Origin of the sequence: Lysinibacillus sp. NPDC059133 (genome assembly GCF_042755925.1) — a bacterium.
Taxonomy (GTDB): domain Bacteria; phylum Bacillota; class Bacilli; order Bacillales_A; family Planococcaceae; genus Lysinibacillus.
In genome coordinates this window covers 226,742-246,675 of sequence record NZ_JBHZDH010000001.1, presented here as the reverse complement: position 1 = coordinate 246,675, position 19,934 = coordinate 226,742, and the positions used below count along the sequence as shown (strand labels likewise).

Annotated in this window: 19 protein-coding genes; 1 reads left to right on the top strand and 18 read right to left on the bottom strand. The window is 36.4% G+C overall.

Annotation, left to right across the window (positions count from 1 at the left end):
- Nucleotides 1-4: 4 nt before the first annotated feature.
- From ACFXN8_RS01195 to ACFXN8_RS01115, 17 genes are all read right to left on the bottom strand, one after another.
- The gene (locus tag ACFXN8_RS01195; protein WP_376072050.1) at nucleotides 5-979 is read right to left on the bottom strand and encodes an ABC transporter permease; all 975 of its coding nucleotides are present in this window, start codon (nucleotides 977-979) and stop codon (nucleotides 5-7) included.
- Entirely contained in the window at nucleotides 979-1,923 is a 945-nt protein-coding gene (locus ACFXN8_RS01190) for an ABC transporter permease (RefSeq protein ID WP_386842120.1), read from the bottom strand. The genes ACFXN8_RS01195 and ACFXN8_RS01190 overlap by 1 nt, the downstream gene beginning before the upstream one ends.
- Before the next feature lie 198 nt (nucleotides 1,924-2,121).
- The gene (locus ACFXN8_RS01185; RefSeq protein ID WP_386842161.1) at nucleotides 2,122-3,945 is read right to left on the bottom strand and encodes a peptide ABC transporter substrate-binding protein; all 1,824 of its coding nucleotides are present in this window, start codon (nucleotides 3,943-3,945) and stop codon (nucleotides 2,122-2,124) included.
- Nucleotides 3,946-4,143: 198 nt separating this feature from the next.
- Entirely contained in the window at nucleotides 4,144-5,208 is a 1,065-nt protein-coding gene (locus ACFXN8_RS01180; protein ID WP_386842118.1) for a dipeptide epimerase, read from the bottom strand.
- A gap of 23 nt (nucleotides 5,209-5,231) precedes the next feature.
- Nucleotides 5,232-6,026, bottom strand: a complete 795-nt coding sequence (locus ACFXN8_RS01175; protein WP_386842116.1) for a M55 family metallopeptidase — start codon at nucleotides 6,024-6,026, stop codon at nucleotides 5,232-5,234.
- Nucleotides 6,027-6,177: 151 nt separating this feature from the next.
- Nucleotides 6,178-6,576, bottom strand: coding sequence for a M15 family metallopeptidase domain-containing protein (locus ACFXN8_RS01170; protein WP_386842114.1), 399 nt, complete (start codon nucleotides 6,574-6,576; stop codon nucleotides 6,178-6,180).
- Nucleotides 6,577-7,137: 561 nt separating this feature from the next.
- The gene (locus ACFXN8_RS01165) at nucleotides 7,138-7,887 is read right to left on the bottom strand and encodes a creatininase family protein (RefSeq protein ID WP_386842159.1); all 750 of its coding nucleotides are present in this window, start codon (nucleotides 7,885-7,887) and stop codon (nucleotides 7,138-7,140) included.
- Nucleotides 7,859-8,509: a bifunctional 4-hydroxy-2-oxoglutarate aldolase/2-dehydro-3-deoxy-phosphogluconate aldolase gene (locus tag ACFXN8_RS01160; protein WP_386842112.1), complete on the bottom strand. Its 651-nt coding sequence runs from the start codon at nucleotides 8,507-8,509 to the stop codon at nucleotides 7,859-7,861. Before ACFXN8_RS01160 ends, ACFXN8_RS01165 begins: the two co-directional genes overlap by 29 nt.
- A 10-nt stretch (nucleotides 8,510-8,519) precedes the next feature.
- Nucleotides 8,520-9,437 (bottom strand): phosphotriesterase family protein, encoded by a 918-nt coding sequence (locus ACFXN8_RS01155; RefSeq protein WP_386842110.1) that lies wholly within the window; start codon nucleotides 9,435-9,437, stop codon nucleotides 8,520-8,522.
- Nucleotides 9,438-9,457: 20 nt separating this feature from the next.
- The gene (locus tag ACFXN8_RS01150) at nucleotides 9,458-10,726 is read right to left on the bottom strand and encodes a PTS ascorbate transporter subunit IIC (protein ID WP_386842108.1); all 1,269 of its coding nucleotides are present in this window, start codon (nucleotides 10,724-10,726) and stop codon (nucleotides 9,458-9,460) included.
- A gap of 3 nt (nucleotides 10,727-10,729) precedes the next feature.
- Complete coding sequence (locus tag ACFXN8_RS01145; protein ID WP_370044906.1) at nucleotides 10,730-11,017, bottom strand: PTS sugar transporter subunit IIB; 288 nt, start codon at nucleotides 11,015-11,017, stop codon at nucleotides 10,730-10,732.
- Nucleotide 11,018: 1 nt separating this feature from the next.
- Nucleotides 11,019-11,459, bottom strand: coding sequence for a PTS sugar transporter subunit IIA (locus ACFXN8_RS01140; RefSeq protein ID WP_386842106.1), 441 nt, complete (start codon nucleotides 11,457-11,459; stop codon nucleotides 11,019-11,021).
- An 18-nt stretch (nucleotides 11,460-11,477) separates the two neighbouring features.
- On the bottom strand, nucleotides 11,478-12,230 hold the full coding sequence (locus ACFXN8_RS01135) for a GntR family transcriptional regulator (RefSeq protein WP_386842104.1): 753 nt from the start codon (nucleotides 12,228-12,230) through the stop codon (nucleotides 11,478-11,480).
- Between the two features lie 330 nt (nucleotides 12,231-12,560).
- Nucleotides 12,561-13,478: a hypothetical protein gene (locus ACFXN8_RS01130; RefSeq protein ID WP_386842102.1), complete on the bottom strand. Its 918-nt coding sequence runs from the start codon at nucleotides 13,476-13,478 to the stop codon at nucleotides 12,561-12,563.
- A gap of 16 nt (nucleotides 13,479-13,494) precedes the next feature.
- Nucleotides 13,495-14,538: a DmpA family aminopeptidase gene (locus ACFXN8_RS01125; RefSeq protein WP_386842100.1), complete on the bottom strand. Its 1,044-nt coding sequence runs from the start codon at nucleotides 14,536-14,538 to the stop codon at nucleotides 13,495-13,497.
- A 1-nt stretch (nucleotide 14,539) separates the two neighbouring features.
- A complete protein-coding gene (locus ACFXN8_RS01120) occupies nucleotides 14,540-15,238 on the bottom strand; it encodes an aspartate/glutamate racemase family protein (protein ID WP_386842098.1) in 699 nt (232 codons plus the stop codon).
- 170 nt (nucleotides 15,239-15,408) lie between these two features.
- The gene (locus ACFXN8_RS01115; protein WP_386842096.1) at nucleotides 15,409-15,687 is read right to left on the bottom strand and encodes a hypothetical protein; all 279 of its coding nucleotides are present in this window, start codon (nucleotides 15,685-15,687) and stop codon (nucleotides 15,409-15,411) included.
- A 274-nt stretch (nucleotides 15,688-15,961) separates the two neighbouring features.
- Between ACFXN8_RS01115 and ACFXN8_RS01110 the strand changes: the two genes are divergently transcribed.
- Nucleotides 15,962-17,356, top strand: coding sequence for an alanine/glycine:cation symporter family protein (locus ACFXN8_RS01110; protein WP_386842094.1), 1,395 nt, complete (start codon nucleotides 15,962-15,964; stop codon nucleotides 17,354-17,356).
- A 58-nt stretch (nucleotides 17,357-17,414) separates the two neighbouring features.
- Here the strand turns inward: ACFXN8_RS01110 and ACFXN8_RS01105 are convergent, their stop codons facing one another.
- A complete protein-coding gene (locus tag ACFXN8_RS01105; RefSeq protein WP_386842092.1) occupies nucleotides 17,415-19,376 on the bottom strand; it encodes a methyl-accepting chemotaxis protein in 1,962 nt (653 codons plus the stop codon).
- Between the last annotated feature and the right edge of the window lie 558 nt (nucleotides 19,377-19,934).

Genomic DNA, 19,934 nt, shown 5'->3' with positions numbered 1-19,934 from the left:
CCCTTTATACGTGATTTTTCGGATCTGCTGCATCTGCAAATGAATTTCCTATAATATAAAATGCAATCGTAATGATGCTTAATACAATACTTGGGAAAATAAGCTGATATCTTAATTCTGGAGACATCATGAGCACGCGGCCTTCATTGATTAAATTTCCTAAAGAAGGCTCACTAATCGGTAGTCCTAATCCGATGTATGTTAAAAAGACTTCCGAGCCTATTGCAAATGGTATAGCTAAACTCATTCGTAGCATAATGACAGAAATGAGATAGGGTAATAGATTTTTTAAGATAATTCGGTAATCAGGTGTTCCTAAACATTTTGAGGCTAAGTTATATTCACGATCTCGTAAAATCACAATTTGATTGCGTATAAACCTTGCCATTTCTACCCAGCCAGTAATACACATGGCAATAATAATCGTTGAAATACTTGGTCGCAAAATATAGGACATTAAAATAAGTACGATGGTCGTCGGTATGTTATCAACGACGTTGTAAAGCTGTGTGATGGGTAACTCTAATTTACGCGAAAAGCCCCAAAGTGTACCGACTGTAATACCAACGATAGCCTCTACTAAAGCAACGACACAGCCAATAAATAACGAGGTTCTTGTCCCTGCCCAAATACGTGACCATAAATCCTGCCCTATGGAATTTGTCCCAAACCAAAATTCTGCATTTGGTGCAATATTACGTGCTTGGAGGCCTGTCTGCTCATCTAAATATATTTCAGTCGGTGATTTTTGCGCTGGTAAATATGGCTGTAAAATGGTGAAACCTACGATAATAAGGACGCCAACTAATAAAAAGACAGCGATGCGATTTTTCAAAAAGGATTTCCATGTTGAACGCCAATAGGAATAATTAGAATAGGCTGTTTCTTCAGCTTGACGTTCATCTACTTCCGCAAACTCGAACAATGTTTCACGTGATTTGTTTGATATATTGTTTATTTCTTCAGAATACATTCCCATTAACGTACACTCTCCCCTTTCCCTAATTTAATCCGTGGATCAACAAGGGCCATTGCAATATCACCTAAAATGAGTCCGATAATTCCAAGTGAAGAGAAAACAAGCACTAAGCCTTGTACAATCGTATTATCCTGTCGCTGTATAGCATCTACGAGTAAGCCCCCCATCCCAGGAATGGAGTATAAGGATTCAATGTAGATGGAACCTGTAATAGTAAAAAGAATAGTTGCTGGTAAATACTGTGCCATCGGAATAAAAGCGTTTCGTAGTACATGTTTAAACATTAATGTACGCTCTTTAACTCCTTTTGCTCTCGCTAGCTTAATATAATCTTTGTTTAGTTCATCCACCATATAACGGCGCATCCACATGGCATAGGAAGCAGTCGGCGCTAGTGCCATTGATATTAGTGGTAAAATCCAAGTAATGGGATTATACTCATCAAAAAGCATTGGTAAATGAAAAATTTCCGTAATATACATTTGAATGACTAAATAATAAACGGCGGCTGGCACTGCAACAACAATGACAATATAGCCAGTTCCCAAACGGTCCAACCAGCGCCCCTTCATTTGGGCCATCAATATTCCGAGCGGAACCCCAATTAGAAGAGATAGTAAAACCGCACCTAAACCAAATAACAAGGAATACATAATCTTATCTGCAATAATCGTGACGACTGGTACATCTGTACGATATGTAACGGATTTACCTAAATCACCTTGAAACAGATTCGTGTAAAAGTTCCCCAATTGTACAAGTAATGGGTCACGCAAACCTAAATTCGTTAAATATATCTCTTGTTGAGCAGGTGACATCTTATTCGCTGCTGCTCCTAAATAACCTTCTTCAGGCATTAATCGTAATAATAAAAAAACAATCGTAATAATAATAAACAGTGTTAAAACTGATTGTAATAAACGTTTACCTATATACCATAGCATCACTTCATCCTCCTTCTTCAGAAAGACTAAAGGAGATCCCGACTTTTCTTTTTCGGTATCTCCTTCATCAATACGCATTGCTTTTGAACATTTAAATTGAATGGAGCAATTATGTTTTTTTCAGCATTAACTACCCTAAAGTCCGATTGTTTCAACTAACAATCATGGGGACAAAGATAAAAATGATTGAATTTTCAATTATTTCGCCGCTTTAGCTAACGCATCCGCACGTTCTTGCTCCCACTTCGCTAAAGCTTCTTTAAACTCATCGTTACTCATTGGTTTGTCTAAAATATGCTGACCTTTAAATTTCTCGGAAGTCACGCCAAATGGAGAATATTGCGCCTCAAATGGATTTAATTTAGAAGCAACATAGCCACTACCACCTACTGAATAAGGGATGACAAATGCCTCATCAATTAAGAACGCTTCTGCTTTAGCAAACAATTCATAACGTTTGGCTGCATCGATTGTCGCTTTTGCTTCGTCCACTAAGTTTTGATATTTTGATTTTCCATTTGCTTCTGTATAACCTTCAGCTAGCTCTGGTTTATTATAAGTACCGTCTGCAGTGAATGGATCCGTATACGTTGAAGGATCAGCGTAGTCTGGACCCCAGTTTGCTTCTAGTAATGCAAATTTACCAGGTTTACGAACCTCTGATAAAAAGCCTGTTGATGGTCCTGCTTCTATAATAATGTCTACATAATCAGTACCTAATAATTTTTCAAGCTGTTGTTCAACTACTTGTGAACGATTTGCCCAATCTGGACCGCCGGAGTTATAAGGCATTAACACTTTTATTGGGAAAGTTACTTTTCCTTCTAGCGCTTTTTTCGCTTTTTCCTTATATTCCAATGCCTTCTCCTTGTTGAAGGAGTCATTTTTTGAAATATCAGCTAACGGTGCTAACTGTGTATAGTCAACCCCCTCCACATTGACAAAGTTTTTAGGAGTAATTGTGTTGCTAAGCAAATCTTTTGGATTATAAGGTTCTAAAGTTAGCATTGCAGATACACGGTCGAGCGCATGGAACAATGATTTTCGGAAATCTTTATTATTGACCGCTTTCTTCCAATTTTCAGGCTCATATTCCGCATCAAATTGTGGGTTAAAGTTTAATGCATAGAAATACGTATAGAAGTTATTTTGTGTTTGTCGTATTTGTGATTTTTTCTTTTCGTCTTTAAACCACTCATCAATAATAGAAGTTGGAATACTCGCTGAATCGACTTCTCCTCGTAAAAATAATTCTGGTTCTACTGTAGCCGCTTCTTTATTGTATTTATAGCGAATACGATCAATCAGTACGTTTTCTTTATCCCAATATTTATCATTTTTCACAAGTACTCGCTCATTTTGCGGTTCAAATTTATCTAAAATAAAGGATCCATTATAAAGGAAATTTTCACGCGTTGTACCAAAACTATCACCTTTTTCTGCTATAAACTTACCATTAACCGGGAAGAAGCAGACATAGTTCAACATAGAAAGGAAATAAGGTGTAGGCGTTTCCAAAGTGTATTCTACTGTATGTTTATCTATTGCCTTTATGCCAACCTTCGTAAAATCTGTCATATCACCGTTATAGAAGGCTTCCCCATTTTTTACGACCGTCGCAATCCAAGCTGTTGATGATTCATTTTTTGCATCAAGCACATAATGTAAGCCATCTACAAAATCTTGAGCAACAACATCTGCATACTCTTTACCGTCATGTGTCATCCACTTTGCATCGTCACGAAGCTTGAACGTCCAAACGGTAGCATCGTCATTTGATGACCATTCTTTGGCTATGCTTGGTTGTACAACACCATACTTATCATACTCAATTAATCCATCAATCAAGTTCGCTGCTACAGCAAACTCATTGGTTTCAGAGGTCTTTAAGTAATTTAACGTTTTTATTTCCCCCGAATAAACAACACGATACTCTGATTTTTTTTCATTTGAAGAATCGTCACTACAGGCTGCACAAAGCATTACGACAAGACTCGCGAGAAGCAACCAATACCTTTTCATCATAAGCATCCCCCTAGTAATCTAATTTATCTCGCATAAACTGGCAGAAATTGATCTGTACCGTCAGCGAAAGCGTCAGGTACAAGACGCCCACTTCAAGATTCAAAACATATAAGTGGGGAGATCAACTGCCCGTAAAAACCATTTTGGTGAAGACTAACAATCAGTGGGGAATGAGACCTTCCCTACTAACCTAAATTATGAAAATCCTATCCCAGCTGCATCCGTCATCCTAATGCGTTCATTTTCAAATATTGGCCCACCGGCAATAGGATCTTTCAAACATAAACTAGGTCCATCTAAATCTATCATCGTGATATTTTTCTGTGATGCGGCAAAATGTGCAGCGGCACTTACGCTAATTTTTGTCTCTAGCATACAGCCAATCATGCATGGTATGTCGTTTGCCTCCGCAATATGGCATATTTTCTGTGCTTGATAAATGCCTCCTGTTTTCATGAGCTTAATATTAATCAAATCCGCAGCTCGCTTTTCAATAATTGTATAGGCATCTTTTGCAGAGAAAACACTTTCATCTGCCAAAATATTTGTTAGTGTATTAGCCGTCACGAATTGCATTCCTACTAGATCATGGCAATAAACAGGCTGCTCAACCAATTCAACATTTGCACCTGCATCTTCCAGTGCACCAATAATTTGTACAGCTTGCTTCGGTGTCCAGCCCTGATTCGCGTCCACTCGTAATGTTATGGCGTGTCCAACTGCATCACGAATGGCAATAACTCGCTTTACATCACCTGCTGGATCTTTCCCCACCTTGATTTTTAAAATTTGAAAACCTCGTTGTACAGCGGCTATACTATCCTTCACCATTTCTTCAGCATCATTTACACTTATCGTAATATCTGTTATTAATTCTTTCCGATAGCCCCCTAATAATTTATACAGCGGTGTTTGATAGCGTTTAGCAAACAAATCATAAATCGCCATATCTACCGCAGCTTTTGCACTGGTGTTTTGATAAATACTGTTGTCAATTCGCTCCATGATTTCTGTCAATTCTTCAATATCCATTCCGATAATAGCTGGCTTAATATACTCTTCTATAGCGTGAGAAATAGACCCTAGTGTTTCACCAGTAATGGCTGCGGTCGGTGCCGCTTCACCGATGCCTATTTGCCCATTATCTGCATGGACATAGACAGCAATATTGTGAATGCTATGCACTGTTCTTAAAGCTGTTTTAAACGGTGTTATAAGTGGTGCCTCTACTTTCCCTACGATAATATTTTTTATTTTCATTCATTCACCTACCTTTTCGTTGCTTATGTTAAGAACTGTAAAATTCGAAGCACCTCATAAAAATCATCCGTTACGAATTCCACTGTATTATGTGGTTTAAACGTAGCATTCGGATAGAACGAGTTTCGATATGCCCGCGTATGATCACGATAAATGATTTCCACTACAAAGCGCTCTGGTAATGTCACTTGTAAATCTTCACGTGCCACCTTCATCGAGTCCTCAACAAGTCGTTTTGTTTCCATAATCGTCAGCTGTGGACTCACGCTAATGGTCGCATTTCCTATCCCTTCTTTTGTGGCAAATGTGATGATATGATCATTGATCGATTGAATTTCCTCTGTTAACCCCACATCTCCACTAACAAACGAAACTGGAACACCATGCAAAGCAGCCGCGTACGTATTAATTAAAAATTCACTCACGTACTCCCCATTAATTTTCACATCCGCAAAAACACAAAGTGTATGTGCTAAAGGATTCCGCGCACTTCCCCCTTTACTGTGATAGCCAATAAAAATGGCGCGATCAAAGCTCTTATCAAGTCCCGCAACCATACACATCGGGTCATACGTCCAACCTCGAATAACCTTGCAGTTTACTGGTAAATTAGATATATCAAGATTACGTGCTGAATCATGAGCATCCTTTAATAAAATTTCGGTTGCTCCACCAAGAATAGCCCCCTCAATAGCGGCTTCTACTTCCTTTGTCATTTGCTTTTGAAAAAACTGATAATCTGGCGCGTTTAGCTCCGTCTCACTCCAAGCAGTTGTGCCAGTAATCCCTTCAATATCTGCACTAATATAGACCTTCATAGAAATCGAAACTCCTTTACTTTATTGTCTTTGATCATTGCTTCCACAGCTCCATAACTAGCTTCTTGCGCACCTACACGTCTTCCTCATGAAACATTATTAAAATCGTAATGCCACCATTCCTCTGAATAATTCGTAAAGCCAACCATTGTCAAACAGTTATACAGAAGACGCCGATGAACACAAGCTTCCCAATCTTCCTCTGGATGTTGTTCAAAATAGCGTCATACTTACGCGTTTCTCTTACAACCTCTTGCTCAGTAATATGAGGAAAAAGTTGTGCTATTTGCCTTAAAAAATTCGCAAACAAAAATTGCTGCACTTGGAATGGACGATAGCCATCATATAAGATAAGACTAAAATTTTTAGGTAATAATAACAGCGCTTGTGTTAATCGCTCATATACACCCTGACGTAAATAAATAACTTGTAAACTGTTTAGTATTTTTTGATGATAGTAAATTGGCTCAATAAAAATTCTTGAATGTTCTTCTCCAATTTGAATGATCGGTTCGCCATTTTCACAAATTGTTGGTGTTGATGCCCTCATTGAAGTTTTATCTACCTCAATGGGTTGAAAAATGGTGTCATGTATAGGTCACACCTCCAATTTCAGGTTTCGATAAAATTTTTAGATAATTCAGTTTTATCGAATGTATCATACCTTAAATTTATTGACCAGATAAAAAAAGAAATATGACAGAGTAATAGCTATTTTCTTCTTTTCAAACAACATACGCCAAATAATTGATGCAAGCAGTCGAAAGACAATGTTTTTTCACCTATTTAAGATTTTATTCATGGATAGGGTAGAAGATTACCGAAATATAATAAAAAATGACGAATAAGCATCTTCAAGGATTTCCTTAGTTAGAGCTCATCACCATAACATGGGTTAATTTTCCGCTCCGACTGGGTGCTTTCTTACCTCAAGTGATTTCAGATAAATTTTCGCACAAAAAAGACCTAACGAAATATTCATTTTTTCGCAAGGTCGAATATGATATAGTGAAATTACCATTTTACGAACAGTTTGAAGCTGCTCTAGGTCAGTAGTTTAACAGATTATATCTCTATGAAATTTATCTGAGGTCTTTTTGTATGCACACTATTATTCTCTTATAACAAATTCTTTATAGCCTTCATTTACTAGTTTAATCATTTTATCAGTAAATATTTCTGCCATCTTCTTACCTTTGTCTTTTGTAGCAAGAGTGGCATCTCCGAATACACCACTTTTACTTAAATCACCAAGTGAAATTGTAGATGCTCCGTAGAGATTTGGTGTTTCAGGATATTCCTTAACAGTTTTGTCCATATCAACTAGTGCTTCATTAACATGGAGCATTAATGAGGTCTCAAACTCGCACGCATGAATCATACCATTCCAAGTTGGAGACTCACATACTTCTTTAATTACTTCTCTCAATCGAGGATAGAAGAGGTAAATGACTGGCATATCAAGCTCTTCATCCAACTCTCTAACTGCATACTTCATAGATGAGTTGTTAGAATCATGCCCATTTATTAAAACAAGCATCTTTCCTCCATAACGTGATACGCTATGAGCAACATCTTTGATAACAGCTTCTACTAAATCTTGTTGTAGCGATATAGTTCCGGGAATATCTCTCCAAACCCATGAATAGCCAAAAGGAAGTGTTGGTGCTACAAGAGCACCAGTTGCTTTGGCTACTTCCTTCGAAAAATATTCGGAGAGGTAAATATCTACACCTAAAGGTAAATGGTGACCGTGTTGTTCAGTTGCACCTAAAGGTAATATTACAACTGGAAATTCAGCTAAACTCTTTTTTACTTCGTCTCGTGTCATATTAATCATTAGTTTCGGTTGATTTCCCATCAATTTCATTCGCTTTCTTTATTGAACTAATAAATAATTTAGCATTACTTTTAATAACAGGGATATCATTTTGAGTTGCTCCTCTAGGAACTAGTTCACTGCCAATCCCAAAGTGATGTATACCTAATTTTTTGTAGAATTTAATATTTTCCGGCGTAACTCCACCAACAGCCATAATATTTACCTTTGGAAACGGACCTCTAATAGCTTTTAAATAATTCTCATTGAGACCGTTTATAGGGAATAGCTTAAGGTAGTCAATGTTCAGTTCTAAAGCTTCGGCAATTTCTCCAGGAGTATAAACTCCTGGATATACTGTTAAATCTGTTTTTAAAGCTTTCTTCACTAGTTCTTTATTCCAACCAGGCGTAATAATATACTGAACTCCAGCATTTTTTACTGAATACAACTGTTCTTCATTTAGAACAGTACCTGCTCCTAAATAAATTTGTTGTGGTGTAAAATGAGAGGCTAAATTTTCAATACATCCTATACCCAACGTTTCATTACTTAATGAGACTTCTAAATTCTTTATCCCTTCATCAAGTAAGGCCTGAACTATTGGAACAATATCATTTGGCGAAACATCTCTTATTATTGCCATTAAATTATCAAGTTTCATTTAATCACTCCTAAAATTTCGCTAACCAATCAGCTGGATTTGTATAGAAGATTTGATTAATAGCATGTTGGGAAATTCGTTCGTTCAACATTCTAGGAATGAATTTTTGTTTAATATATTTAAAACCAGGACCTCCACCATAAGCATGTAAATAGCTTTGTCTCCCCATATCTCCTGATATGAGTAATTTATGACCATATCCATGTGCTAGAACATTTTTAATTAAATCTATTCTAATATTATCTGGATAATATTTGACTTTCCCGGGTCCATCGAATTGGATATAGGATCCGCGTTCTAAAATATTTAAGTGATAATAAGGATCAGCATTTCTATCGCTATGTCCTACAGCAACCAGATGCAAGTCTACCCCTTCTTCCTCTAAAATATCTAACATTTCTACTCCCAGTGTTCCGGATTCAGTATGTAACCATACAGGAGCACTAGTTATTTTTTGGGCTCTTCCGACAGCTCGTGTTATTTTTTCTTCCAGTGGATGTATAACGTTATACCATGATCCAGCCTTTAATATTCCAGCTTTTGCATCGGATCCATCCATTCCAACTTGTATATCTTGAACTAATCTATCTACAATTTGATCGATACTTTCTGTTTCAACCCAATCATCAAAATAGATATGTTTATTGAAACCCGTGACCCCTAATACATTAATGCCGCTTTCCTCAGCCATTTTTTTAAGTATATTACCATCTCTTCCATAGTCGAGCGTAGAAGCATCTACCAAAGTTTCACCCCCGATTTTTTTAAATGTTTTTAATTCTTCCAGAGAAGCTTCGTAATTTGTTAGTTCGAAGTCACGGTCTTTTTGTTGTGGAGGAGGACAACACCATAAATGTTCATGGGTATAAGTAAACCCTAGTGCTTCTTTGCCAATATCTCCTAAAACAGTTCTAATTTTGTCAGTCATATTTATCACTCCTTTGGATCTTATATTGCTATACCAAACAGGGTGCCGATTAATCTAATAAGTAAAGTGACGACGATAGCATCCGTAGAAGCAAACCACAATCCGCTTATGCCATAACCGCTCAAATCAATAATTGGATAAGCTAAGGCCACTATCATTTGAAATGTAAATCCTAGTACCACTCCAGCAATTACGGCACCACGACGTCCCCCCATTGCATTCCCGAATACACCTGCAGCTCCTCCCATAAAGAATAAACCAATCACGGAAGGTAAGACCACAACAGGTAGCATAGTAGAAATGAGTGTTGCCCCCAATCCACCTATTAAGGCAAATAAAAATCCGATAGTCGTTGCTGTTGGTGCAAAAGAATAGAAAATAGGGATATCTAGTGCTGGTTTTGCACCTGGAACAAGTTTTTCGCTAATTCCTTTGAAAGCAGGTACTAGCTCACCTAGGAACATTCTAACTCCTTGTAATAATACAAGAATACCGACAACAAATGTAAACGCTTGCATGATTGCGAAGAGAGCAATATTTTGACCACCCGAAAGCTCATTCATAAGTTTAGTGTCGACAAAGAATGAAGTGATCAAATAAATAACAGACATAACAATTCCCATTAAAATTGACATTTCTTTCAAGAAATCTAACTGCTTTGGAACATTCATGTTCTCAGCCGAATGTTCTTTATTCCCCAATTTCCCACCAATCCAACCACTTATCCAAACAAGGGAACTCCCCCAAAATCCAAATCCTACACTATCGTTATTAGTTACTTTTCTTACGAAAGGTTGTGCTAATGCAGGAAATAGCACACTGGAAATCCCTTGAATTAATGAACCTAGTAGAATAGCTTTCCATCCGTGAATACCCATTTGATCAAAAACGATTGCCATTGTCGCAGCGAAAGAGAACATCATATGGCCAGTTAAAAAGATATATTTCCATTTTGTTATTCTGGCTAGTATAACGTTGACGATAAAACCAAAAACTAGGATTAAAGAAGTTTCTGTTCCAAGAACATTTTGCACAGCAGCAGCTATAGCATTATCTTCTGCTATAACGCCAGTTAAATTGAAAGCGCTTTCAAACATTTGGCTAAATGGCACTAAGCTATTTACAATGATGCTTGCCCCTTGTTGTAGCATGATGAAGCCAAAAATAGTTTTTAAAGTTCCTTTAATAATATCAGATCCAGATTTTTTGAGGGCTATTAGTCCAATAGCTGCGATTATTCCTAAAATAAAGGCAGGGGTTGATAAAACTCCAGTAATAAAACTTAGCATTTTTTATCCTCCTCGTGTATGGATTTGCATAATATATGGCAGTACTTTTTCTTCAATTTCATTTTTATCCAGTAAATTAATGATGGATACTACAGGTATATCATTATTTTCAAGTTCTTGTGCTATTTCGCTTGATGCTACTATCAAATCGGCGTTTTTCCCTTTTGCAGAACTTAAATCGGTAGCTTCTCCCTCAATTGTAAAACCATTTTTATTTCCTAAATCTTGAATTTCCATTAGTAACATTAAACTTGTTCCAAACCCCATCCCACAAACAGTCAAAATAAACATTTTAGCTAGCTCCTTTCAATATATTATAGATTTCCATTGTGTCAGTTGACTCTTTTAACCTAGTTACTTTATCTTCATTCATCAAGACGGCGCTTAAATCTCTTAACATATCTAAGTGAAATTGTTTGTCTACACCCCCAATCGGAATAATAAGTTTTACGTTATCATTTTGTGGATGTCCAAAAGATAGAGGAGTTTTGACTCTCACAAAAGCTATACATTGTTCGTTTACCCCGAATTCAGGTCTTGCGTGTGGAATAGCTATGTTAGGTGCTAACACAATATAGGAACCGAACTTTTTATAACCATTAATCATTTCTTCTACATAACTTTGTTCAACACTGTTAGATTGAAGCAGTAAATTTCCAGCAAATTGAATGGCTTCTTCGGGAGATGTAAGCTCCACATCTAATGCAATTTGTTCAAATTTTATTGGTAACATTGTATCTCTCCTTAAGGTTTATGGAATGATGTGTTTTTTTCTTCGACCTTCTAGTTCAACAAAATACTCATATCTATCGCCACGTACAACCATATCTACTACTTCTACAGGGACTTTGTTCTTTATGAATGAAGTTCTTCTAACATGTAAGACAGCAGTGCCTTCCGGAACCCTCAATTTAGTTGCTTCATATGAGGTAGCAGACCTAGCTGTTATAACCTCCTCAGCACTTTCTAAAAAAATGTTGTATATTTCCTCTAAATCCTTATATAAAGAATCAGAAGACAGACCATTTTTTTCTAAATTAGGGACATACTTGTTTTTTAAATAATTAATCATTATAACAACTGGCTCATTTTCGACTGCTCGTACCCTTGCAATAGATACAACTTTTTCGTCTGGTGCCAGTTTTAAAGAGTCACGCAATTTTTTTGAGGGTTCTACTTCCTGAATAGTTGTTTCCAAAGTTAAAGATTTTTTCTGCTTAATCCTCATTTCTTCAGTCCAGCTAAAAATAGTTCCAATATCTTGTGTCATTTTGTTATTGTTAACAAAAGTTCCTCTTCCTTGTTGCTTAACAACAACACCACTTCTTTGTAATTCATCTATAGCATTTCGGACTGTCATTCTACTAACACCATAAAGTTTTTCTAGCTCTTTTTCTGTTGGAAGAACTTCCCCAATTGTCATATTTTTCTCTATATATTCTGTAAGTACTTCTTTCAATTGAATATACAGAGGAACGGAAGATTGTTTGTTTAGTTTTTTCAATTTGTTACCTCTTTCATTTTTCTTGATTACATCATATAACATTATAATCTATAAGTAAAATATTAATTAAAGGTTATTATCTTTAAATCAAGAGAAAGTGATTAATTATTGAAAATATTTATAAGCATTTCGTTGTTTCAGAATTACTAGACTGCAGGGTTTCATCTGTGACGCTAATAATCCCTAAGGAGTCGCCCAGTCTCCACTCCAAATGTCTTCCACAACTTTCGGTGATGAGTCTTAGTTAATTGAATCAAATTATATTGGTAATAAAAAAACCTCCATTTTGATATTGATCAAAATGAAGGTAAACTCTTCTAGTTATTTCTACTAAACAAGCCAACTAAATAGTATTTTTATTAATATTTCACGCACTAAAGATGAGGTTTCATTTACGGAAGAACGAATATGACATTGAATAATTTTATTATCAAAGCTAAACCAGAACCACCTTGCTGGATATTTAGTTTCTTGAACTCCATAATATACTTCAATTTTTCTATTTTCATATGGAATTTTCAATAATCTAAATCTCCATTTTTGACGAGTTCCAATATTTCTTCCTAAAGTTTTAGGTAGATCTTGTTCTAAAGTAAGAGGTGCTATTGAAATCCAACACCCATCAGTAAGGTTTTCTTTTTGTCGATATAGTAATTGAACTTCATTCGTTTCTTTACCAATCCCAACCGAGTCTAGCTTATAATCTAATAATGTCTCTGAGAAAGTATTTTTCAAATTAATTATCTCAGGTTTAAACCATTTTACCCTTGCTACTTCATCTTCTCCCCATTTTCCTTGATCATATCTTGCTGTATAACTTACAGTAGCAAATGATTTTTGTGACAGTTCAAGGTTTATTACCATTAAATTTGAAAGATATTCTATTAACTCATCGTCCGTGGCATCACCTTCAAAAACCGATATCTCCACAGTTGTAAATCCTACAGAATAGCTTAATGCCTTATTATTTTTATAATCAATACCAATAAAGCCTACTCTATTATGAATGATAAAAGGCTTACCTTGTTTAATTAAATTCGTATCTGCATAAATAAAAGGGAATGCCCAATCATAAAAAAATTGTTTTACTCGAATAATGCTATTATGAAGTTTCGCATTAAAGTAAATAGAACTGCGATTATCTTTTGTTTCCTGACGTAATGAAAAATTATAGATAGTTTGCATTTGTATATCATTTGGTAGTAATGGGCTAAAATTGATTTGCTCTACAATGTTATCTAATGACATCCCATCATCCATAGAGTTAAAATTGATAGGCTTCAACTTTATGTCCATTTCTACCAACAGTAGTCTGTGCCTGAGATAGTGAATTTAAAATGGCTTCCTCTGTTGCTTCTGCAGCAGCTGCAAATAATTGATTCATGATAGGGTGATCCTCACGTAGCTGTGTACGTGTTTCGACGAGCTGATCTGATTGGTGAGCGATATGATGGGCTGTTGTAAAGCCAATAACTATATCTCCGCTGCCATGTGAAAAATGACTGCCTGTACGTCCCAGTCCGATACCACAGCGTTTAATAACACGTGTCAGCTGACGACTACTAAGCGGTGCGTCTGTGGCAAGTACGATGATAATGGAGCCATCTGTCGGAGATAATGCCGATTCATTTTGAACATTTGAAGTAGTATATTGATGAGCTAGAAACTCTGAGCTTTGTCCGAAATTACTAAGTACCATACAACCTATCGTATAGTTTGTTGACGCGTGTGTCACGATTCGGGAAGATGAGCCAATCCCACCTTTATAGCCAAAACACATCATTCCTTTTCCGGCACCAACTGCCCCTTCCTCCGCTGTTTCATTTGATGCCTTGCGAATCGCTTCCACAGTATGCTCGGGTGTGATAGGACATTCTCGAATAGAATTTAAATAGCTATCGTTACATTCCCCGACTACGATATTAATAGTTCCTGTTGAATGACCTATTTCACTATTCGTATCTAGCATAAATTGTAGCGTTCCTTGTGTTACAGCCGGAACGCCAAATGTATTCGTGAGCATAATTGGTGATTCAATAACCCCTAGCTCATTCACCTGAACGAGCCCTGTCGTTTTCCCAAAACCATTTAGCACATAGCTTGCAGCAGTAACCTTTTGCTGAAATAAATTACCATCATGCGGTAAAATCGCTGTTACCCCTGTACAGGCATAAGCGCCTTCTTGATTCATTTTCTCATCGAGCGTTACATGACCTACACGCACGCCAGCTACATCGGTAATACAATTTTTCTCACCAGTTGATAACGTGCCAACGACGATCCCCATTTCTCGTACTTTTTTTGGCATATTAGTCCTCCTTATGAATCGCCATATTTACAGCAGCCTGTGCATGTAAAACTGTTGTATCAAAAACAGGTACGTTCACATCTTCTTGTTTAATAAGTAATCCAATCTCTGTACAGCCTAATATAATTCCTTGTGCTCCTGATTGCACAAGACTCTCTATCACCTGTAAATAATAGTCCTTCGATGCTTGTTCAATTCGACCCAAGCATAATTCTTCATAAATGATACGATTGACCTCAGCGCGCTCCTTAGCAAGTGGAACAAGCACTTCAATGCCAAATTCCTCTATTCTAGCTCTATAGAAATCTTGCTCCATCGTGTACTTTGTCCCAAGAAGGGCAACTTTTTGTAAACTAGCTTTTTCTATTTGATTTGCAGTCGCATCTGCTATATGTAAAATCGGTATTGTGATCTTTGCCGCAATGATATCAATAACCTTGTGCATTGTATTTGTACAAATGATAATAAAATCTGCCCCTGCACTCTCTAGGGATTGCGCTGCTTCTCCCAGCACTTGCCCAGCCTTCTCCCACTCTCCCTCAGCTTGATAATGCTCAATTTCTTGAAAATCTACACTATACAGAATGCATTTTGCTGAATGCAAGCCTCCTAATTGTTGCTTAACCTCTTCATTCATAAGACGATAATACTGTGCAGAAGACTCCCAGCTCATTCCGCCAATCATGCCAATTGTTTTCACGCATATTCCCCCATTTATTTATTTGACTATCATCATACCTACATACGGTTGATATATGTTTTAACAAACGTCATACCCACCTTTTGGTGATGAGCCTTTAATTTTAATTATTATACTAAAAATCCAAGGGCAAATAAGGGAATTTTCAAAAAAAATAAACTTTACTAGCTTTATTCCACTTCCATTTCTTCAGCTTTTCTTTTCAAAAATAACAAATATCTAATTAATAAGATGGGTATAGAAGCAACAACAACATTTATACTAATAAAAAAGTAAATACCATCCTTAAAATCAATGCATATAGAATACACAAAGCCCATTAAACCACTAATGATCAATACAACGATAGATGGAAACTTAGGGAATAAAAAAGTGACAATTCCTGCAACTATCATAATCACCATATCCATCAGCAGAAAATGCCAATATAAAAGAAAATAAAATGCCATACTTAATCTCCTTTTCATTACACATGCATTTTTCTATTACATCATTATATTATTTTCTCGCTGTAAAGTTTCGACAAATGGTTCATCACAATAATCTATTTCTATTCTAATGTATAAGTAAGTCCTTTACTGCACTTGCATTCAAACTAGATACTTCTACTATTGGAAAATATCTAGTAATGAAATCATTTTCTAAAATTCAGTATTTTCAAAAAATGGATATATTACAAAAAAACAGTGTAAACTGAAGCGTATTGAGATTGGAGGAAAGCAAATGGAATGGTTAACGAATATTGTAGGTGATACTAATAATATTTTATGGACATATTGCATTATTACATTGTTAATAGCTGCTGGATTGTATTTTTCATTTGGAACAAAATTTGTCCAAATTCGACTTTTCCCTGAAATGTTTCGTTTAATAGTTGAAAAAAGAGAGGGAGAGTCAGGTGTTTCTCCGTTCCAAGCCTTTACGATTAGCGCAGCCTCACGTGTAGGTACAGGTAATATCACAGGCGTTGCATTAGCAATTGGAGTAGGTGGACCTGGAGCCGTATTTTGGATGTGGATTATTGCTATTTTAGGAATGGCGACTGCCTTTATTGAAAGTACGCTTGCACAGGTGTACAAAGTAAAGGATGGCGATACGTTCCGTGGTGGACCAGCATATTATATGGAAAAAGCGTTAGGTCAACGTAAATTAGGGGTTATTTTTGGTATTCTTTTAACGTTAAGCTTTGGCTTTATATTTAATGCGGTACAATCGAATACGATTGCAACTTCTGTAGGTGAGGCATTTAATATTAATCCTACTATCATTGGTATTATTCTAGTTGTGTTAACGGCCATGATTATTTTTGGTGGCGTACATAGAATCGTAAAAGTTACGCAAGTACTTGTACCTGTGATGGCAGTTTTCTATTTAGCTGTAGCCCTTTTTGTTATTGTAACGAATCTGACTGAAGTACCTGCCGTTTTCAAACTGATTTTCACAGAAGCGTTTGGTCTTCAGGAAGCTGCTGGTGGTGCGATTGGAGCTGCTATTATGCAAGGTGTACGTCGTGGTTTATTTTCTAATGAAGCCGGTATGGGTAGTGTTCCTAATGCCGCCGCTACAGCAAATACCTCTCACCCTGCAAAGCAAGGATTAGTGCAAAGCTTAGGTGTATTTTTTGATACAATTATGATTTGTTCTGCAACAGCGTTTATCATTATTTTAGCGGGTCTATATAATACTGGTGAAAGTAATGGAATTGTTCTTACACAAAATTCCTTAGCTGTACATGTAGGTGATTGGGCTCCTTACTTTATCGCTATTTCTATTATTTTCTTTGCATTTAGTTCTATTGTCGGGAATTACTATTACGGTGAATCTAATATTGAGTTTATGAATGCTCATAAAAGTTGGATGTTTATCTACCGTATTTTAGTTCTTGCAATGGTTATGTTTGGTTCTCTTGCGCAAGTAGAGCTTGTTTGGAACTTAGCAGATCTGTTCATGGGACTAATGGCTATAATCAATATTACGATTATTATATTACTTGGTAAAATTGCCTTCCGTGTTTTAGACGACTTTACTATGCAACGGAAAACTGGCAAAAACCCTGTATTTTATGCAAAATCAATCCCAACATTGAAAAATACAGAATGCTGGGAAGAAGATCGATAATTATTCAAAAACGCCATTCCTCAAACGGAATGGCGTTTTTTTGTTATGCCTGATTCTATTAATATTTAAATTGACTAATTAGCTGTTTTAGCTCGTCTGCCATATGTGCAAGAGCTTGTGCAGAAGCATTAATTTCTTCCATCGAAGCCAATTGTTCCTCTGTAGACGCTGCAACATCCTCTGAGGCAGCTGCATTTCCTTTTGCTGAGAATGCCAAATCTTCCGTAACAGCTGTCACCTCTTGTACACTTGCTGACATTTGTTCAGAGGCTGAAGATACCTCTTCCATTTTAGGAGTAATTTTATCCATGCTTGTCTTAATCACTTGGAATTTCGTGATAGCTTCATCTGATACATGTAGTCCATTTTGAACATCCTCTGTAACTTTTGCCATGATGTTTACGGATTGTTCTGTTTCTAACTGAATGCCATGGATTAGCTCAAAAATTTGTTGTGCAGATTCCTGTGATTGCTCCGCCAGCTTTCTTACTTCATCAGCAACAACTGCAAAGCCTTTTCCATGCTCTCCTGCTCTTGCTGCCTCAATCGCTGCATTAAGAGCAAGTAAGTTAGTTTGATCTGCAATACTTGTAATCACATCTAAAATGGACGTAATTTGCTTAGAGCGTTCATGTAGCGTTTGAATTTTCGTGTTTGAATCGGTCACCGAAATATGAATAGATTGCATTTGATCTTTTGTATCCTGAACTGCCTGTCCACCTTCATCTGCTTGAAACGTTGCATGCTGTGATAGATCGGTCACAGTAGATGAGATCTCTGCGATATGAAGAATGGCCTTGGAAAGCTCCTGTAACGATTCTGCATTCTTATTGGCACTCGTCGTTTGCGTATCTGCGCTTGAAGCAACATCTTGAATCGAAATGGCCACCTTTTCTGTCGCTGTGCTCGTTTGAGTGGCATTGGCTGTTAGCTCTTCTGCCGACGATGCTACCTCTTCAGCATTTTGTTCAATTTTTTGAATAAGAGTTCTTAAACTGTCTTGCATATCGTTAAAGGCTTGCCCTAGCTGTCCAATCTCGTCATAAGAAGTGATGGTCACTTTCTCTGTTAAATCCCCTTTACTAATGGTTACTGCACTATCCTTTAGTAATCTAATCGGTTTTATAATGGCCTTCATGACAAAAAAGAAAACAATCGAACTGATTACAATCGCAGCAATTAGTACGAGAAACGTTCTTTTCAAAATAGGTGATGCTGATTCGTCAATTTCCTTCGCAAAAATTGTGCCGGTAATTTTCCAATTCGTCAATTCATTTGTTGTATAGAACATAATACGGTCTTCACCGTCAAAGACATATTCAAACGTTCCCGATTTGTCGTCGTATATTTTGTCTAGGAAGCTTTCTTTTAATTCGCCACCCGGTTCTAAAGTCGGATGTGAAATGACCAAATTATTGTCACCAAAAATAGAAGGAAATCCTTTTTTTCCGATTTTTATAGAATCTGAAACTTTTTGAAGGTCTGTCAATTTTAAATCAATTGCCACTACCCCAGATTGATCTTTCACCTGACGAGCAACTGTTACGACCATATCTCCAGTCCCTGCATCTATGTAAGGATTCGTAATTAGAGTCTCGCCTTTTAATTCCTTAGCCTTTTTATACCAATCCCTTTCTAAAGGATTATAATCCGCGCTATTTATTTTTGGTTCTTGAATAAATGTTCCGTCATTTGTTCCAACATAAATGCTTAAAACATCTGGACTCAGCTTCATATATTCCTGAAAATTTGGTAGTATTTTAGTTTCCTTCTGATCGTACTTAGAAGAATTTATTCCCTCGCTAAAAGTAACGATTTCATTCATTTTTGTACTAATAGCACTATCAATTAACGTATTCAAAATTTTAACACTTTCATCCGCACTAAAAAGTATTTCTTCTTTTATCGAATTTTTTGCTGAAAGATACGATAAGCTTCCTACAGAAATAACTGGGATTAGTAAGATAAGAGCAAATAACGTGTAGAGCTTACCCTTAAAGCTTCCAAATAATCGTTTCATACAACAGCTCCCCTCTTTACTAGTTCATAAAATGTGTTTTGTCCAATTTTGTGGTTTCTTTTTAGACTCAAAGAAGCCCCTAGCACACAACCTCCCCTTCTCTTATCGATTAAATTTTCTTCTTATGTTTTTATCGGACAAAATACTTAAATTTAAAACAACTTTTTTCATTTTTTTGATTTAACTAGGCTTCATTATAAGCTTTCAGAAGAAAAACCAGGTGCCATCTATCGACAACGAAAAATCAATGTAGAATCTGTTTTTGGATTCTTAAAGACTAATTTTCGTTTCATTCGATTTTCTTTCCGTAGTAAATAAAAGGTTGAAAACGAAATAGGCTTTGTATTGACGCCATTAATTCTCCGGAAATAGACTACCATTATTAAATAAGGTAAAGAACATAGAATGACTTGGTCAAACAAGAAAAAAGAGAAATCGTTACTTTTCGATTTCTCTTTTTCTTTGCCGAAGAGCCATACTTTATTAAAAATGAAACCTTCATCTCATTGACACAATAGTTTTAATAATATGGAATGCCACCCCTCAAAGGAGGAATGG

What these genes read in the sequence shown, in the direction of transcription:
- ACFXN8_RS01195 (WP_376072050.1), bottom strand. Translation starts at nt 979, where the DNA reads ATGGGAATGTATTCTGAAGAAATAAACAATATATCAAACAAATCACGT.
- ACFXN8_RS01190 (WP_386842120.1), bottom strand. Translation starts at nt 1,923, where the DNA reads ATGCTATGGTATATAGGTAAACGTTTATTACAATCAGTTTTAACACTG.
- ACFXN8_RS01185 (WP_386842161.1), bottom strand. Translation starts at nt 3,945, where the DNA reads ATGAAAAGGTATTGGTTGCTTCTCGCGAGTCTTGTCGTAATGCTTTGT.
- ACFXN8_RS01180 (WP_386842118.1), bottom strand. Translation starts at nt 5,208, where the DNA reads ATGAAAATAAAAAATATTATCGTAGGGAAAGTAGAGGCACCACTTATA.
- ACFXN8_RS01175 (WP_386842116.1), bottom strand. Translation starts at nt 6,026, where the DNA reads ATGAAGGTCTATATTAGTGCAGATATTGAAGGGATTACTGGCACAACT.
- ACFXN8_RS01170 (WP_386842114.1), bottom strand. Translation starts at nt 6,576, where the DNA reads ATGAGGGCATCAACACCAACAATTTGTGAAAATGGCGAACCGATCATT.
- ACFXN8_RS01165 (WP_386842159.1), bottom strand. Translation starts at nt 7,887, where the DNA reads ATGGGAAATCAACCGAAACTAATGATTAATATGACACGAGACGAAGTA.
- ACFXN8_RS01160 (WP_386842112.1), bottom strand. Translation starts at nt 8,509, where the DNA reads ATGAAACTTGATAATTTAATGGCAATAATAAGAGATGTTTCGCCAAAT.
- ACFXN8_RS01155 (WP_386842110.1), bottom strand. Translation starts at nt 9,437, where the DNA reads ATGACTGACAAAATTAGAACTGTTTTAGGAGATATTGGCAAAGAAGCA.
- ACFXN8_RS01150 (WP_386842108.1), bottom strand. Translation starts at nt 10,726, where the DNA reads ATGCTAAGTTTTATTACTGGAGTTTTATCAACCCCTGCCTTTATTTTA.
- ACFXN8_RS01145 (WP_370044906.1), bottom strand. Translation starts at nt 11,017, where the DNA reads ATGTTTATTTTGACTGTTTGTGGGATGGGGTTTGGAACAAGTTTAATG.
- ACFXN8_RS01140 (WP_386842106.1), bottom strand. Translation starts at nt 11,459, where the DNA reads ATGTTACCAATAAAATTTGAACAAATTGCATTAGATGTGGAGCTTACA.
- ACFXN8_RS01130 (WP_386842102.1), bottom strand. Translation starts at nt 13,478, where the DNA reads ATGTCATTAGATAACATTGTAGAGCAAATCAATTTTAGCCCATTACTA.
- ACFXN8_RS01125 (WP_386842100.1), bottom strand. Translation starts at nt 14,538, where the DNA reads ATGCCAAAAAAAGTACGAGAAATGGGGATCGTCGTTGGCACGTTATCA.
- ACFXN8_RS01115 (WP_386842096.1), bottom strand. Translation starts at nt 15,687, where the DNA reads ATGGCATTTTATTTTCTTTTATATTGGCATTTTCTGCTGATGGATATG.
- ACFXN8_RS01110 (WP_386842094.1), top strand. Translation starts at nt 15,962, where the DNA reads ATGGAATGGTTAACGAATATTGTAGGTGATACTAATAATATTTTATGG.
- ACFXN8_RS01105 (WP_386842092.1), bottom strand. Translation starts at nt 19,376, where the DNA reads ATGAAACGATTATTTGGAAGCTTTAAGGGTAAGCTCTACACGTTATTT.